Origin of the sequence: Methylobacterium sp. AMS5, from assembly GCF_001542815.1 — a bacterium.
GTDB lineage: Bacteria > Pseudomonadota > Alphaproteobacteria > Rhizobiales > Beijerinckiaceae > Methylobacterium.
On sequence record NZ_CP006993.1, the window covers coordinates 12,023 to 27,709 of the forward strand.

The 15,687-nt window shown below is 66.2% G+C and carries 14 protein-coding genes; all 14 read right to left on the bottom strand.

What is annotated here, in order from left to right:
• Positions 1-55: 55 nt before the first annotated feature.
• Positions 56-256, bottom strand: coding sequence for a hypothetical protein (locus tag Y590_RS24290; RefSeq protein WP_060772458.1), 201 nt, complete (start codon positions 254-256; stop codon positions 56-58).
• Positions 253-843: a hypothetical protein gene (locus Y590_RS24295; protein WP_060772459.1), complete on the bottom strand. Its 591-nt coding sequence runs from the start codon at positions 841-843 to the stop codon at positions 253-255. Before Y590_RS24295 ends, Y590_RS24290 begins: the two co-directional genes overlap by 4 nt.
• A 74-nt stretch (positions 844-917) precedes the next feature.
• Positions 918-4,352 carry a pyocin knob domain-containing protein gene (locus Y590_RS24300; protein ID WP_060772460.1) on the bottom strand — a complete coding sequence of 1,145 codons (3,435 nt, stop codon included), beginning with the start codon at positions 4,350-4,352 and terminating at the stop codon, positions 918-920.
• 25 nt (positions 4,353-4,377) lie between these two features.
• Complete coding sequence (locus Y590_RS24305) at positions 4,378-5,439, bottom strand: hypothetical protein (protein WP_060772461.1); 1,062 nt, start codon at positions 5,437-5,439, stop codon at positions 4,378-4,380.
• Positions 5,440-5,445: 6 nt separating this feature from the next.
• On the bottom strand, positions 5,446-5,841 hold the full coding sequence (locus Y590_RS24310; protein WP_060772462.1) for a phage tail fiber protein: 396 nt from the start codon (positions 5,839-5,841) through the stop codon (positions 5,446-5,448).
• A gap of 120 nt (positions 5,842-5,961) precedes the next feature.
• Entirely contained in the window at positions 5,962-6,300 is a 339-nt protein-coding gene (locus tag Y590_RS24315; RefSeq protein ID WP_060772463.1) for a hypothetical protein, read from the bottom strand.
• Positions 6,301-6,402: 102 nt separating this feature from the next.
• Positions 6,403-6,600 carry a hypothetical protein gene (locus Y590_RS24320; protein ID WP_158509766.1) on the bottom strand — a complete coding sequence of 66 codons (198 nt, stop codon included), beginning with the start codon at positions 6,598-6,600 and terminating at the stop codon, positions 6,403-6,405.
• A 31-nt stretch (positions 6,601-6,631) separates the two neighbouring features.
• Positions 6,632-7,066, bottom strand: coding sequence for a hypothetical protein (locus tag Y590_RS24325; protein WP_060772465.1), 435 nt, complete (start codon positions 7,064-7,066; stop codon positions 6,632-6,634).
• Entirely contained in the window at positions 7,066-7,545 is a 480-nt protein-coding gene (locus Y590_RS24330; RefSeq protein WP_060772466.1) for a lysozyme, read from the bottom strand. Before Y590_RS24330 ends, Y590_RS24325 begins: the two co-directional genes overlap by 1 nt.
• On the bottom strand, positions 7,542-7,793 hold the full coding sequence (locus tag Y590_RS24335; protein ID WP_060772467.1) for a DUF7940 domain-containing protein: 252 nt from the start codon (positions 7,791-7,793) through the stop codon (positions 7,542-7,544). Before Y590_RS24335 ends, Y590_RS24330 begins: the two co-directional genes overlap by 4 nt.
• Position 7,794: 1 nt before the next feature.
• Positions 7,795-8,139, bottom strand: a complete 345-nt coding sequence (locus tag Y590_RS24340; RefSeq protein ID WP_144440071.1) for a coiled-coil domain-containing protein — start codon at positions 8,137-8,139, stop codon at positions 7,795-7,797.
• A gap of 77 nt (positions 8,140-8,216) precedes the next feature.
• Positions 8,217-8,576 (bottom strand): hypothetical protein, encoded by a 360-nt coding sequence (locus tag Y590_RS24345; RefSeq protein ID WP_060772469.1) that lies wholly within the window; start codon positions 8,574-8,576, stop codon positions 8,217-8,219.
• Positions 8,573-9,007 (bottom strand): hypothetical protein, encoded by a 435-nt coding sequence (locus Y590_RS24350; protein ID WP_060772470.1) that lies wholly within the window; start codon positions 9,005-9,007, stop codon positions 8,573-8,575. Before Y590_RS24350 ends, Y590_RS24345 begins: the two co-directional genes overlap by 4 nt.
• A gap of 11 nt (positions 9,008-9,018) precedes the next feature.
• Positions 9,019-15,687, bottom strand: coding sequence for a TipJ family phage tail tip protein (gpJ, locus tag Y590_RS24355; RefSeq protein WP_060772471.1), 6,669 nt, complete (start codon positions 15,685-15,687; stop codon positions 9,019-9,021).

The following is a 15,687-nucleotide window of genomic DNA, read 5'->3' on the forward strand; positions in this document are numbered from 1 at the left end:
TTGAGGGCATGTCGGGCTCATCCGGGGCTTGCAGAGGGAATCTTAGATCAGTCAGTCATGACTTACCATTCTTGACAATGATCTGATCCGCACGCAGCAGGATCTCCTCGCCGGACATGAAGACCAGGGTTTCCGGGAAGCCGTGGATGACCAACCGCCCGGTCGCCGGGTTGCGCGCCCAGTTCCGGGCCATCAGCCAGCGCGGCCACTCCTCGGTGGCCTGATTGGCCCAGGCGTAGCGGTCGGCGATCCTCACAGCTTGGACGCCTGGTCGAAGAGAGCCTGGAGCTGCGTCGGGTTGAGATTGAGCTCCTCGGCGATCGCCTGGACGTAGGGGTTGGAGATCTCCCAGAAAGTCGCCGAGTCCCAGTAGATCTCCACCGGCGGGTAGGGATGGCCCTTCACCGCGGCGAACGCGTGCCCGATCAGACCGGCGTTGAACAGAGCCGTCTTCGCCTGTGCGGCCGAGACCTGCCGCACCTTGGGCGCGGGACGCTCGCGAAAGGTGCCGGTGCCGATGTCGCAGAGCTTCTGCTCGAAGGGCTTGTGCGGCCGGTCCTCGTCGCCCTCGTAACCGAGAATCTCGATCAGGGTGTGCCCCGCCTGCGGGAACAGGAGGCTCGGGTCGCGCACGATGGACTGAACGAGCAGCCCGTCTTCGGTCGGCATCAGCACGCCCTTGAGGCTGCCCTCGGTCCAGCTCTTGGAATTGCGGGCGAAGACATACCAGTCGAGGCTGTCGGAGACGCGCCGCGCGAACATGGCCGAGGGCGGGGCGCCGGCCGGAGGTTCGTCCGGCACGTAGCGCTCCCAGATGCCGTGGTCGATGATCGTGTAGCTCATGTGATCCTCTGCTCTCGTAAAAACGGGCGGTCCGCAGGGGCCGCCCGTAAGTCAGTGATGACTTATGCAGCGGCTCAGACGTAGCCGCAAGTATACCAGTTGCCCCAGGCGTCGCTCATCTGGAGATAGCGCCAGCGGCCACCCTTCCACGAATCCACGATGAACTGGTTCGACACCACGTAGCGCGAGGTCAGCACACCACCGCCATAGGGCTCGGCATAGCTCTGATCCTTGTTCCAGTCGTTCGAGAGGTCGCCCGCGTAGGCCAGACGGATCGACTTGTTGTTGACGACGGCGCGGATGAACTGCTCCACGTCGCCCATCTGTGCCGAATACAGCGAGCCGTTCGGGCGCACCGCGAACTTGATCGAGTCGGTGTCCGGGTTCATGACCTGGAACTCGGCACTGTTCGCCGTGCGCAGAGCCCAGCGGTAGACGCCGCCCCAGAGGAGCGTAAGGGTCGGCCACTCCCTGGCGATGGTGAGATCGCCCGTCATCGTGTCGCCGGTCTTGGCGACGCGGTAGGACGCCCGATCCGCAGCCCACGCATACGCGCGATCCTCGATCCGGGTGTTCAGGTCGCCCAACTGGTTGGTCCAGATCGAGCCGTCGGCGCCGAAGCTGGCGACGTTGTTCTGGAAGGCCCAGCCCGCCTCCTTCTGAATATAGAGGCGGTTGTCCGAGTGAATGAGGAACGAGAACCCGCCGACACCACTGCGGTCGATCTTGATGCGCGGGTCGCCCGTCTGAAGGCGCAGATCTCCCGACATCGTGTCGCCGGTCCGAGCAACGCGGCCGTTGGCGTTGTTGGTGATGTCGCCCATGGCCACCGAGAGCCACCTGTTGCCCCACGCGGAGCCCCAGATGTCGCCGTTGGTCGCCAGGCTCGCGGAGCCGTTGCCGGTATAGATCGAGCCGCGCGCGATGATGGCGCCGCTCGTATCGACGCGCATCTGCCAGGTGTTACCGCTCCAGTCCCACAGATACATGCAGGCATCCTCACGGAGCTGCCAACCCATGTCCCGCACGCCGCTGTAGAAGAACCGATAGGTCGGGTAGGCCTTGCTGACCGTCAGGTCGCCCGTCATCGTGTCGCCGGTCTTGGCGACGCGCTCGTTGGCGCGAGCCACGGACTCCTGACGCGCCCACGCGGCCGACCGGTCCTCGATCCGGGTGCTGAGATCGCCGAGCTGCGCCGTCCAAAGGGCACCGGCGTCATTGACGCGCATCGCCCAGCCGGCCGAGCTGTTAAGGAAGCCGATATTGCCACCGTTGTTGTGGATGTAGCGCGTGCCCTCGTCGGTGTCGCGCATCTCAATGTAGGAGTTCGTCTGCCCCACGCCCGCGATGAGGCGACCCGTGGAGCTGACGCTCCCCGAGAAGTCCGCGCCCGTGAGGTTGGCCTTGGTCGCCGGGTTGAAGTTGCCCGGATACCAGACGTTCTGCCCGTTGACACGCGGCACACCCTTGGTGTCCCAGACGCCGGCGCGGCTGTCGTAGAAGCCGTTGACCGTGCCGTCGTAGGACTCCATGCCGAGGCCCCAGTGGGTCCGCAGGCGCGTGTTCGTGGTCGCGTAAGTCGCGTTGTCACCGTTGCCGATCGCGAACCAGTTGTTGCCCGTGCCCGGCAGGGTGAACTGCGGGGCCGAGATCGTGCCCGTGAAGGCCTGGCCCGCGACGTTCGCCTTAGTGTCGGGGTTGAACGAACCCGCGTGCCAGATCTGGTTGCCCGCGATGAAGGGCTCGTTGCCGGTGAAGTTGAAGCGCCCAACCTCGGCGGCGATGTTGATGGTGCTGCCGTTCGAGAAGCCGATGTAGCCGTGACGCACACCCGTGCCAGCCGGCCAGAACTCGATGTAGCCGGTGTTACTGGCGCCGCCCGCGACAACGCTCAGACCACCGGCCGCAGCCGTGCGCGGGACCGCGACGCCCGGCGCCGTGATGCTGCCCGTGAAGGCCTGGCCCGCGACGTTGGCCTTGGTCGCCGGGTTGAAGTTGCCCGAGTGCCAGAGGCTCGACTGCGAACCGGCACCGGCGAAATCGAGTGCCACACCACGGAAGGGCGAGGCAGCCTCGTAGATCCGCAGCGACGTGCCAGTCGTGTCGAACGCGACCCTGCCGCCGTTCAAGCCTGCGGCGGGAATGTAGAAAATGCCAGCCTGCACCGTGCTGAACGCGACTTCCGTGTTGACCGTCGCCTTGGTGTTCGGGTCAAAATTGCCCGTGTCCCACGGCGTCAGACCCGCCCAGGTCGGGCGCGCGGAGACGGTCAGCGCCGAGAAACTGACGCTGGCGTTGAGCGAGGCCTTGGTATCGGGGTTGAAGTTGAGGCTCGTCCAAACGCGATACCAGGGCTGCCAGGTGGCACTCGACTGGTTGCGCACGTAGACCTCGGGCGACCCGTTGAGGCGCGTGGCGCGCTGCTGGACGTGGCCGTTGTCGCTCGTGTGCCGCTGGACCTCGACATACCACCAGCTCGTAGCATCCGGCGCGTTCACCAGAGCCGAGCCGTCGTAGAAGCCAGCGACCTTGATCGTGTTGAGGTCGGTGCCGGTCGCGAGGCTCGTCGCGCGGGTGTAGGTGAGCCGGTCCGAGCGCAGCATGCCCGTCGCCGTCACGTCACCCGAGACCGTGCCGCCCGACTTGTCGAACTTGGTCGAGAGCGCAGCGTTCACGTCCGCGCGCAGGCCGTCGAGAGCCGCCTGGAGCCCGGCCACGTCGCCGATGGCGATGCCAAGCGCTGCCTTCAGGCCGGCAGCCGTGATCGCGCCCGTGAGGCCCGCGACCGAGAGAACGGCGTCGGTGGGCGTGAGCAGTTCCTTCCAGTTGGCGAGCGTCGTCGCCGGCTCGACCTGGAGGATGTAGCAGCGATTCAGGTCGGTGCGGATCGCGATGTCACCGCGCTCGGCGCCGGACGCGAGCATCGCAGCCTGCGTGGCGACCGGGAAGGTGTCGGTGATCGCGACAGCCGGGATCGTCGAGGCATCGAGCTTGCCGTCGGCGCCGAGCACCGGGAGCTGGCCCGCGGCGTTGCCGGCGTTGCGCGCCGAAGCGGTCCCGAGACCGTTGATGACGGCCTGGAGATCGGCCTTCACCTTGGCGTCAGCCGCGGCGAAGTCGGTGCGGACCTTGGCGTCCTTGGCCGCAACGTCGGCCGTCAGCGTGTCGAGCTTGGTCTTCACGGAACCGTCGAGGCCGCCCAGCGCCGTCGTCAGCTCCTGCTTGGTCGCGCGAGTGTCCACGTCGGCCTGGAGCGCGTCGAGGCTGTCAGAGACGGAGCCGCCCAGCGTCCCTAGAGCATCCTGGAGCTCCTGGTGTGCGGTCGCGCCGATGGCGTCGAGCGCCGCCTGGAGCTCGTTCACGTCCTCGATCTGAAGGACCGTGCGCAGCCACACCAGGATGTCGCCGACGCTGATGCGCACGTCGCCGCCGTTCTGGACCGCGGCCCAGAAGTCCTCCGACCCGAGCGCAACGACCGGGTTCTCTTCACTCGCCTTGCGATATGCCACCGCTTTTGTTCCTTCGTGTCGGGGTTCAGTTGACGTCGCGTTCGGTCTGCCGGACGTCACCGCTCTGGGTCTCGCGGATGTCCTCGGACTGGGTGCGCCGGTAGGTGACGGGCGGCTCCATGGTCGCGACCATGATGGCTGCACCCGAGGTTGAGGCCTCAAGCCGCTTCCAGATGCGCTCGCGACCCGTCATCGCGCCCGTGCCCGCAGCGGTCTGCGCGCCCAGGATCTTCTTGACGGTCAGCGCGCCCGTGGGAGCGCTCAGGCCGGTCGCAGAGCCCGAAAGCTGCTTGCGAGTGAGCAGGGTCGCGACAACACCCGCGGACCCGTCAGAGAGCGCTCCCAGCTGCTTCTCGATGCGAGCCGTCGCAGCAGCATCAGCATGACCCTCGACAGCAGTCGTGAGCACCTTCTCGATCAGGGGCAGCGCGGAAGCGGACGACGTGCCGATCACGGGCTGCGCGCCGAGGATCTTCTCGACCTGGAGCCGGATGTCGAAGCTCGGGGCGCCGGAAGCCGACGCGCCCAGGATCTTCTCGACGAGCGGGAGCGCGGCGACCTCGGCCTGACCAGCCGGCCAGGTGCGCAGGTTCTTGCGCACAAGCAGAGCGGACTGAGCCGACGCCTCGCCGCGGACGATCGCGCCGAGCTGCTTGCGGACTTCGAGGTAGACCTCGAACGAGGGAGCGCCGAAGGCTGCGGCTGCGAGCTGCTTCTCGATACGGGCGGTCGCCTTGCCGCTCGCGACGGCCGATGCCGCGGCACGAAGAACCTTCTCGACCCGCAGCGCACCGGTGACGGTCGACTTGCCGATCATCACGCCGTCGAAGACGCGCGGGCTCATCTCGGCCTGGACGCGGGCAACGCCGGCTGCCGGCTCGACCTTCAGGATCTTGTCGACGCGCAGGCGGATGTTGAAGCGGGTCTCACCGCCTGCGCGGGCTTCGAGCATGTCGAAGCGCTTCTCGATGGAGATGCGCCCCTTCATCTCGCCGTAGCCCAGGCACGCGCCCGCGACGGCGAAACGGTCCTGGCGAAACACGCGCCGGACCGCGCCCGTCGGAGCGCTGTAGCCTGGGGTCAGCATGACGGCTTAGTCTTCCGTCACCGAGACGGAACCGACCGGGAAGCTCACCGGGTTCGTGGTGTTGATGGTCTGCGTGCCGCCCGTCAGGGGAGCGGTGTAGAGCAGATTCCCGCCCGCCTGCGCAGAGAACAGGGCGAAGTGGGTGATGTTGGTCGTGCCGCCCGAGTTGCCGAAATCGACGATATTGGTGTTCGAGATCGTGCGGTTGGCGACGGCGCCGAAGGCGGCCTCGACGCGGCCAGCGGCGCGAACGGTCGTCGTGACCTCGGTGCCGCCGGCGCCGGAATCGGTCGGGTCGCCGTTGAAGAGGCCCACATAGACCTTTGCGGGCGCGGCCGGGAAGGCCGTGCCCTTGATGTAGTTCAGGATCGCGTTTTCAAGGAAGGTGCTCTTGCCCGGCATGTCTGCTCCGCTCAGGTAAGTCAGTGATGACTGACGCCGAGCGATGCAGCTCCAGCTGTCAGCAGTGCCTTATTATGGGCCTTCGGCTCGCATAAGTCACCACTGACTGACAATCAAGGCTCAGAGCCAGGGCAGCTTCGACAGGTAGAACTGACCCCAGAGAAGCGCGGCGCCGAGGGCGGTTCCGGCCGGCACGAGCCACTGGATCACGTTCGAGCGGGACCAGAGGAACAGGAAGGTTGCCCCGAGCCAGGCCCGCAAGCCGTGAACGCCGGAGCGCTTGAGATCGTGTTCGCGCTGGCCGGCTTCGCGGCCGTAGAAGAAGGTCGAGACGAGCGCTGCCGCGACGAGCAGTCCGTGCATCCCGTAGGCGAACCAGAGCGGAACGCCGATCGCCGCGGTGTAGAGCGCTGCGAGGAGGAAATGGGTCAGAAGGGGAAGGCTGAGAAGAAGGTCCAAGATAGTCTCCGGAGTGATTTCCAAGTCCGCACTCCTGTAAAGAATATTATCTAATATACTACTAGATACACTCTTACTTACAGGAATGCGGACGTTTCTAAGCTACCGGGCGAAGTCACGCCGCACCCGGCTGATCCACTCGACGGCACGAAGCCCGCACTGGGTCTTCGCCCGGTCGAGAACGACCGCTTCCGCCGTGATCCGCATGACGTCGGCCTTGGTGAGGGCCTTCTCCGGGATCTCGGGGAATTCCTTGCGCAGGCAGGCCTCGACGCCCTCGGGCGGCTGGGGCAGCGTCACGCGATGCTGAACGGGACCGGTGAGGCTCAGCTCAACGGTCGCCGGACCGGAGCTCACGCAGCCGGCGAGCGTCATCGACAGTAAGGCAGCGGCGATCCCGCTCAGGGTCCGTGGCGAGCGCATCATTGATCCTCTTGAGTTCGGCGTTGTCGGCGCGCGCCTGGGCGAGCTCCGCTTCGAGCTTCTTGGCGTCCTCGGCCGCGTCCTCGGCAGCGAGCTGCGCGCGGATCTTCTCGGCTTCCGATGCCTGGTGATTGGCGAGGTCGACGGTCTCGCTGACGCCGGCCGAACGACCCTGCTGGTAGAGGGCCGCGGCCGAGAGGATCAGCATGCCGAGCGCGACGAGCCAGACCTTCAGCCGGCCGGGAGCCAGCCAGGCGCCGACGACCATGAGGGCGATCCCGCTCGCCCCGACGGCTGTCGAGGCGAACGAGTAGGCGGTCCAGGCCTTCAGGAACCAGTCCATCAGCCGATGTCCGCGAGGCACATCTTGCGCTCGCGCTCGCGCCGGTTGGTCAGGCCCTTCACGACGCGCCCGCCCGCCTTGTTCCACATGAGCATCGCGTCGCACGCGCCCTTGTGGTCCCCGGCGTTGTAGCGGCGCACGACGGTCGAGCCGCAGAAGCCACCCGAGCCGACGTTGTAGGCAAGGCTCGTGAAGGCGACCATGGTCCGGTCCTTCATCGGGCGCTTGACGCAGGTCTCGACCTTGGTGCCGAACTCGTCGAGGCGCTTGAGAAGCATCTCGTCGCACTGAGCCTTGGTGAAGCTCATGCCCATCTTGATGTTCTTGGTCTCGCCGTAGCAGGCGGTCGGGACACCCACGATGTCCTTGTAGGCCTTGAGGCGCAGACCCTCTTCCTGGCCGGTGTGGGTGATTGCCATCAGGCCGGCTGCGGTCGCGACGAGCGCTCCCAGCACCGACCTCTTCACGAGGCGGCTCATTCGTCATCTCCAAGCTTGGACTGGGCGAAAAGGCGGGCGACGGCCGCGGCGACCGTCACGAGGCCGGAGATCGCCGCGAAGGTCGTGCGGTCGATCGGCGGGTCGTTGGTGAAGATGCCGAGCACGACCTCGGCGCCGGAGAGCAGCGCGGCCAGCAGGGCGAGCCGGACGCTCCACGAGTGGCGAAGGATGCGGCGCCAGTCCCGGTAGAGGCGCAGGCGGCGCTTCCAGTAAGTCAGCACTGACATACTACTTCACCCAAAACTTGAGGAGCGTGATCGCCGTGGCAGCGGTCGAGAGCGCACCGGAGATCAGGGCGGCCAGCGTGGCGACGGTCGCGGCGCTGGTGCGATACTTGGCGACGAGCTCCTTGAGCTCGGTGATCTCGGACTTGGCCGTGGTCAGCTCGGTCTTGGTGAGTGCCAGCTCGGCCTTGGTCTGCTGAAGGTCGAAGGAGGTCGCCTGGAGCTGCTCCTTCACCTTGACCATCTCGCGGCTCGTTTCCTTGAGCTCGTCGCGAGCCTCGGTCACGGTGGCGACCATGAATTCCATGCGTGCCATCAGGGCAGCAACGTGAGCGTCAGTCGTGGACATCGCGGCCCTCTTCGGTGAATCAGTCAGCACTGACTTATTATCGCACCGACGGGTCCGCGATGGAACCTTTTGGAAACCTACTTCGGCCAATCAATGCCCGCGGCATCGAGAACCTGCCGGATTTCGGCGTGCGTTTTGGCCCGGTCGATCGCCACGTTGACGGCCTGCCGGCCGAGTTCGAGCACGAGCGCCTGGTCGTCGGACGCCTTCTGGATCGCCTTTGCCATCGCCAGGGCGTCGAGACCCTTCAGCTCGGCTTCCGCCTCGATGTAGGTCGAGCTCTCGCCGGCCAGCACGCGCTTGGCCTCGGCAAGCTTCAGGGCGTCGGTGCGTGCGAGGGCGCCGGGCCGCTGCTGCTCCTGGAGCTCGGCATAGTGCTCGATCGCCTTGGCGCGGGCGGCCGTCTTGAGAGCCGCGAGGGAGCGTCCGAGGATCATGCCGTCACCGTGAGCGTGAAGGTTGCGGGGAGATAGGGGAAGGGCTCGCAGGTGATCGTGTAGACGCCGGGCGAGGTGAACCCGACGACGAGATCCCCACCCTCGTGCGCGTGGGAGCCCGTCTCAGGGCCCGTGAATCTGATCGAGCAAGCAGGGAGCCCCGCGAGCACGCTTTCGGTCTCTACGGGCACGCTGGGCGGGTTGAAGGCCCCGTCGAAGCTGGGGCGCTTCTTCACGGTGGGCTCGCCGGTGAGATCCACGTAGTCGAGCATGCGGTCGGCATCGACGAAGAGGACGGACTGCCCCTTGGGGCAGTTCTCCTCGCTCGCCTTCCAACCCTGAATGCCGGTGCCGTGGATGCGACCCTCCGCGTCGTAGAACGCGAAGGGCCGGAGTTCGAGGTAGCCGGGGTGGATGTCGATGGTGCTCATTCAGTGGTGACTTACTTCGTAAGCTCAATAATGGAAAGGTTCATGCCCTCGGCCTGCCCGGTCGAGGATTCGATCGTGTAGGAGTGGTAGCCCGCTCCCGGCTGGTGGACGACCTCGATCGGCGTGGTGCCCCAGTAGTAGTTCAGGAACCGATCCATCCAGAAGTTCTGAGCGACCGTGGCGATAATCCAGCGCCGGCTGCCGTCGTTGTTCGGGTTGAAGTAGATGTGCAGGTAGCCGGCAGCCGTTCCACCCCAGTTGGTGTTCGGGTTGTTGTTGCTGATGCCCCGGATCTGGAGCTTGGCTTCGTTCGTGCGCACGGCGACGCCGAGCACCTGCGCGCCACCCGCGCCCCAAGAGCCGGCGAGAGCCTGGGAGACCGCGCCGTTCTTGATGTTGGCCGTGTCGACTTCGAGGTAGCCGATCTTGGCCGACGTGATGGCGCCGTTCTCGATCTTGGCGTTGTTGATGATCGCGTCGTCGATCATCGCGCGGCTCACCCGCAGGTTACGGATGAAGGCCGCGTCGATGTAGGCCTCGTTCTGGTCGACCTGGAAGACGTGCCGGCCGTCATTGGCGCGCACGATGATGCCGTGGCGACCGTTGTCGTCCTCGCCCCAGAAGCGACCGGTGTTGCCGATCGAGATGACCTCGACCCCGTTCGGGTTGAAAACGCGCATCATGCGGGTCGGCACGTCGAGCGAGAACCGCGACGAGCCGATGTAGATCGCGCTCGACGCCGTGATCGTGCCCGCACCGAGCTTGTCGGCCGTCACCTGGTTGGCGCCGATGTGGCCCGCGGTGATCTGGCCCGCGGCGATGTGGCCCGCCTGGATCTGACCGGCCGCGATCTGGGCGGCGAGAATGGTGCCGGTCCGGATCGTGGTGCCGTCGATCTGGGTCGCCCCGTAGATCGAGTTCAGATTGGCGTAGCCGTCATAGGTCGCCATCAGCACGCGGTTGCCGGCGAAGGCCGTGCCGAAGTCGCTCGTGACGTTCAGGTAGCCCGCGAAGGGCTCCCAGTAGAGGTAGAGGTAGGCGCCGTGGACGTAGGAGCCGCCCGCGACGTAGGTCGAGGCCGGGTTGCCGTTGTCGTCGGTGTAGCCGATCCAGCCGGCTTCCCAGTTGACCCGCGCGGCCTCCTTGTCACACCACATCCGCAGGCCGGAGATCTTCAGCCCGCGCGCGCCGATCGACAGCTTGTTGGCCGCGATGGTGTTCGCGGAAATCTTCCCGCCGTTGATCTCGGCGTTGTTCGGGCCCGAGAGCCAAGACGTGAGCGAGGCCCCGCCGCCGATCTGGATGCGGTCGGCATAGATCGAGTTGGCCGCGATCTCGTTACCGGTCAGCGTCCCGTAGGCGATGTAGTCGGCCGTGATCGAGCGCGCGATCAGGCGGTCAGCCGAGATCGTGCCCGCGATGATCTTCTCGGCATGCAGCGAGTTCGTCGCCACGATGCCGCCGTCGATCACGGTGGACGAGTTCGGAGACCAGACCGAGTAGGCGGACTGGTTCGGCTGCGCGTTGCCGAGATAGAGGCCGGTCCAGAACGTGTAGGGGTCCGTGCCGCCGGTCCAGGAGGTCCGGCAGATCGGCACCATCATGACGGCCGTGGACGGCGCCACGCCGAACGTGCCGGTGCGCGGCCACGCGCTGAGCGGGCCGTTCGCCTGGTTGTTCGTGATCGCGTTGCCCCAGGCGATGCCGACTTCCTGGCCGGCAGCGTTGAGGAACTGGAGACCGACGACGGCCGAGCAGCGGTGAACCGAGACGTAGGCCGTGAACTCGTAGCGCTTGTTCGGCTCGCACGGGTAGCGGTTGTCCCAGCCCGTCTGGGTGCGACGGCGCAGCACGTAGTCCGCGACCGAGCCGTAGCTCGGCACGCCCGGACGATGCACCATCGCCGAGCCCATCGTGGACGGAGCCCAGTCGGTGTTGCGCGCGATCGTCGCGGCAACGCCGTCGCTCCACCAGTTCGCGACCCAGGCGGCGATGTTGTTGGTGAAGTCCGAGCCGAACAACAGATTGCCGGCGCCCAGGCCCACGCCGATCTTGTCGGCCGTCACCGCGCCCGCATCGAGCTGCGCCGTCTTGATGGCGCCAGCCGCGATCTGAGCAGCCGTGATGGAGTTGGCGATGAGCCGGTCGGCGTGGATCGAGTTCGCGCGGATCTCGTTACCGGTCAGCGAGCCAGCCACGATGTTCTCGGCGCCAATGGTGCGCGCCGCGATCTGCCCCGCGGTGATCGAGTAGGCGACGATGTGTCGAGCCTCGATCGAGCCCGCGGAGATGGCCGCAGCCGTCACCGAGTTGGCAGCCAGCTGCCCGGCCGTGATCGAGTTCGCGACGAGACGATCGGCGTGGACGCCGCCTGCCTGGAGCTGCTGCGTCGTGATCGTGCCGGCAACGATGTGCCAGGCCGCGATCTGGTTGGCCGCGATGTTCGTCGCCGTGATCGAGTAGGCGGCGATCTCGTAGGCCGTGATGGCGCCGGCCGCGATGTTGCCGGCCTCGATCGAGCGGAAGGCGAGCTTGTCACCGGTGATCGTGCGAGCCGCGATGACGTCGGCCGTCAGCGTCCCCACGGCGATCTCGTTGGCCGTGATGGTGCGGGCGGCGATCTCGCGCGCGGTGATGGTGTCGACGACCAGACGGTCGCCGTAGATCGAGCCGGCCTGGATCTGCGGCGACGCGATGGCGCCGTCCGTGATCTGGACGCGCGTGATCTGACCGGCGAGCTTGCCCGCGCCGACGGATGCGATCTGCGCATCGACCACCTGGCCGATCAGCTTCGAGGCTTCGATCGCCTTGAGCTGCGCAGCCGACAGCTGGCCGATCAGCTTCGTCGCCTCGATGGCTTCGAGCTGGGAGGCCTTGAGCTGACCGATGAGCTGGTTGACGCCCAGGCTCTCGATCTGGGCCGCGACGATCTTGCCGATGAGCTTGTTGGCTGAGATCGCCTTCAGCTGATCGTCCGTGAGCTGACCGGCGAGCTTGGCCGCGTCGATCCGCTCGATCATCTCGTCGGTGATGAGACCGCGGATGTCGTCGACGTTGACCTCGGCGACGACGAGCTCCCACTTGCCGTTGCGCAGCTGGTAGAGCTTGCCGTCCCGTTCGTTGGCGATGATCGACGGGCCGTCGTAGCCAGCCGGGTCGGGCAGGCCGTCGTAGGTGCCGATCAGCGAGAGGCCGCGGGCGAACTTCGTCTGGTCGAGAATGCCGTTGGCGATCTCTTCCTTCTGAAGCTGGGGCGAAACGGCCGAGATTGGACCCACGAAGTCGGAGCGAAGCCCCGACGTGTTGACCGTGCGCGCCCAGTAGAGGCGCTTGATGCCGACGGACAGGTTCTTGTCGAAGGTGAAATCCTGCGGCGCGGCCACGCGGCCGAGCAGCGTGCTCGATACGGCCTGATCGTCCGAGCTCCAGATTTCGGTGAAGGCGAGATCCTTGTCGGCCGGCAGGGTCCAGGTCAGACCCGCGGTCTGAAAGTTGGTCGTGACCTCGAAATTCGTGACGGGACCGGGCGCGACCTCGTTGAGGGGCGTCGTGATCTCAGCCTCAAGCGACCAGGCGCTCTCGATCGCCGAGCCGTTGAGGGCGCGGACGCGAACGCGGTAGCGGGTGGCCGGCTTCAGGCCGTGACGCTCCCAGGAGGGCGTCTCGGTGCCGCCGTCGCGCAGGAACTCGGTGTCGGCCTCGGCGATCTCGACCTGGTAGGTCTTGAAGTTCTCGGCGATGGCCGGGTCCCAGACCGCCTTGATGAAGGCCTGGAGCGTGCCGTCGGCCGTGAGCTCGGAGCCCGTCTCCAGCTTGAGGCCGGTCGGGATCTCGGGCGCCACCGTGTCGATGATGCGGTCGATGACGATGACCTTGTAGGCCGGCGAGATGTTGAGGTCGGTCTTGCCGAAGGCGTCGAAGCCCGCGATCCGGATGTAGTAGGCGGTGTTCTTGGCCGCCTTGAGCGCGACGAGGCTGTTGTCGCCCTCGTAGACCGGCTTCGTCGTCAGCGGATCGAAGTCCGGATCGAGCTCCTGCCAGATCTGGACGCCGCGGAAGTCGAAGTCGGCCGGACGGTCGTAGCCGGCGTAGATGGTCTCGGTCGTGGTCTGCAGGTCCGGGACGATGAGGTCCGGAGCCGGGTTCGAGACGACGAGCGCAGCCGGGTTGCCCTCGCGACCGTTCATGTCGCGGGCGCGGATCTGCACCCAGAAGCGGCGCCGCGGCCCGCCGTCGGCGAGATTCTCTGCGAAGGTGTAGGTGAAGGTCTGGGTCGGCGCGACCCACTCGGACAGGACCTCGCGGGTGTCGAGGTCGAACACGCGCACGAGGAAGTCGACCTCGTAGGGGACGGTCCCCTCGGGCCAGGACACGCCCCATTCGAGCGTCGCGTCGGGGCCGGAGAACTCCGATCCGCCGCCCTTCACCTGAAGGTCGACGATCTCGGGCCCGGCCATGCCGTCCCAGCCCTTGGCCTCGAAGGTCAGGGTGGCCGGCACCGACAGCTTGTTGTTGATGCCGATCGCGGTGAGCGAGAAGGTGTAGGTGCCGGCGCGGATGTCGTCGATGTCGATCGAGGTCGACGAGACCTGCCCGTATTCCCGCTCGCCTTCGGGCGTCGTGGCGTTGACCGCGTAGCGCGCCGACATGAAGTCGTCGCCGGGCGTCCACGACAGCGAGATGCGCGAGCGCGGGTTGCCGTCCTTGAAGTAGAGGCTCTCGGTCGCCTTCAGGTTCGTCGGCGGCTTCACCGTCGCCTTGGGGCGGGTGTAGCGGATCGGTTCGAGGATGATCTCTTCCTCGACACGGGCATACTTGAGCGGATCGTGGAACAGCGCTGCGATCTTGAAGGTGTTCTTCTTCTCCTCGCGCACCGACAGGACGCGATACTGGCGCGGCGCGACGTCGGTGCCCGTGATCGCCCAGTTGGCGAAGGGAAGGATCTGCTCGGGCGGCTGATGCGCGAGCACCGCGACCAGATTGTCCTGCTCCCAGCCCTGGATCTCGTCGGTCCAGAGGTCGCCAGACGGCAGCATCACGGAGATGCGGTAGCTCTCGCCCGCGACCGGCTCGAAGGCCTTGTCGAGCGTCAGGCGCAGACCGGCATTGGCAGCCACGCGGCCACCCAGGCGCACCTGCGCCTTGCGCGGATCGGCGATGGCGACGATGTGGCCGGGCTTGATCGGGTCCTTGGCGAGGGCGTCGATCGAGCACTCGAAGTCGACCGTCTCGGTCGCGGTGTGCTCGGTGTCGAGCGTCCACTTGCCATAGCGGTAGGCCTGGCCGCGGCTGGTGCAGCCGATGGCCTGGATGTCCGTCTGGCGCCAGCCGAACCGGTCGAGCGCGTCATCGTGCTGCACCAGCTCGATCGCGGTCCGGTAGAAGTCGTTCGGGTCGTTCCAGGTGACGGCCGCGACCGAGTGCCGGGCCTTCTTCGCGGTGCCGGAATAGTTGAACTGGCCGCCGATGACATTGGCCGGCGAGAAGATCTTGTCCACGTCGCGCGGCGAATCGGCCACGGCGAAGACCTGGCCGAGCGACCAGAACGCCATGCCGCGAAAGATCGTGCAGACGTTCTGGAGGACCTTGAAGGCCTCGTCGCGCGAGTTGATGACGCTATTAAAGGTGAAGCGCGGCTCGCGCCCGCCGAACCCATCGGGCACCAGCTGGTCGCAATACTGCGCGATCTCGTAGAGACCCCACTTGTCGATCTTCGAGGCGTCGACGAACTCGCCCAGGCCGTAGCGGTTGGCCGTGAGCAGGTCGTAGAGCACCCAGGCCGGGTTGTTGGTCCAGGCGCGCTTGAAGTTACCTTCCCAGAAGCCGTTGTAGGTCCGGGTCTCGGGGTCGTAGTTGTCCGGGACCTGAACGATGAGGCCCTTGACGTCGTAGTAGCGGGCCGGGATCGACGAGCCGAAGTTCTCAGCATCGAGTTCCAGGGCCACGAGCGCCGAATTCGGATAGGTAAAGCGGCCGGCGACGATGACCGAGTAGCTCTCCCAGACGGTCGAGGACTGCTCGTATTCGTTGGGCGCGTCGGCGTTGATGCGGCGCACGCGGATGTCCCAGGGGAACCCGTCCTGCGGCAGCTCGACGACGTGGGACTTCTGGTAGGGAGAGGTCGTCTTCTGGTTGAAGATCAGCCCGCGGACGATCGAATCCCACTGGCTAGAATTGTGCTTGCGGATCTCGATGACGTAATCGACCGAGGCCGGCTGCAGGTTTCCCGTGCTCTGATTTTGATAGAGCAGGCTTGGAATGTTCATGATGACGCGGAAAGCGGTCGCGTTACGATCCGCAATCGTGCGAATCGGCGGCTCCTGCTTCTGCTTGACCTCGACGTTGACCTGGTAGGGCGTCTCGGTCTGCGGGAAGCCGCTCAGAGCCTCCTGATCCGGGAGACCCACGCGCTGCTGCCAGGTGACGCCGGTGAAGTTGGCCGAGCCGTCCGTGTTCAGGAGCGGGGTCGCGTCGAAGTAGATCGACTTGGCGCCGTCTACGAGGCCGACGATTTCACCCTCGCCGAGGAGCTCGACCACGCGAGCCTTCGCGTTCGAGCGCAGCGTGTTGGCCGCGTCCGATCCCTTCTTGGAGCCGCCCTTGCCGCCGCCTCCCATGAGGCCGCCCGAGCCGTGAATGTCAGTGCTGACTGATGTCAGCGCGCGCACGTCGTCCGTCAT

Coding starts and splice junctions, on each gene's coding strand:
- Y590_RS24325 (WP_060772465.1), bottom strand. CDS start 7,066: ATGGACTGGTTCCTGAAGGCCTGGACCGCCTACTCGTTCGCCTCGACA.
- Y590_RS24330 (WP_060772466.1), bottom strand. CDS start 7,545: ATGAGCCGCCTCGTGAAGAGGTCGGTGCTGGGAGCGCTCGTCGCGACC.
- gpJ (WP_060772471.1), bottom strand. CDS start 15,687: ATGACGGACGACGTGCGCGCGCTGACATCAGTCAGCACTGACATTCAC.
- Y590_RS24310 (WP_060772462.1), bottom strand. CDS start 5,841: ATGCCGGGCAAGAGCACCTTCCTTGAAAACGCGATCCTGAACTACATC.
- Y590_RS24345 (WP_060772469.1), bottom strand. CDS start 8,576: ATGATCCTCGGACGCTCCCTCGCGGCTCTCAAGACGGCCGCCCGCGCC.
- Y590_RS24295 (WP_060772459.1), bottom strand. CDS start 843: ATGAGCTACACGATCATCGACCACGGCATCTGGGAGCGCTACGTGCCG.
- Y590_RS24305 (WP_060772461.1), bottom strand. CDS start 5,439: ATGCTGACCCCAGGCTACAGCGCTCCGACGGGCGCGGTCCGGCGCGTG.
- Y590_RS24340 (WP_144440071.1), bottom strand. CDS start 8,139: ATGTCCACGACTGACGCTCACGTTGCTGCCCTGATGGCACGCATGGAA.
- Y590_RS24350 (WP_060772470.1), bottom strand. CDS start 9,007: ATGAGCACCATCGACATCCACCCCGGCTACCTCGAACTCCGGCCCTTC.
- Y590_RS24335 (WP_060772467.1), bottom strand. CDS start 7,793: ATGTCAGTGCTGACTTACTGGAAGCGCCGCCTGCGCCTCTACCGGGAC.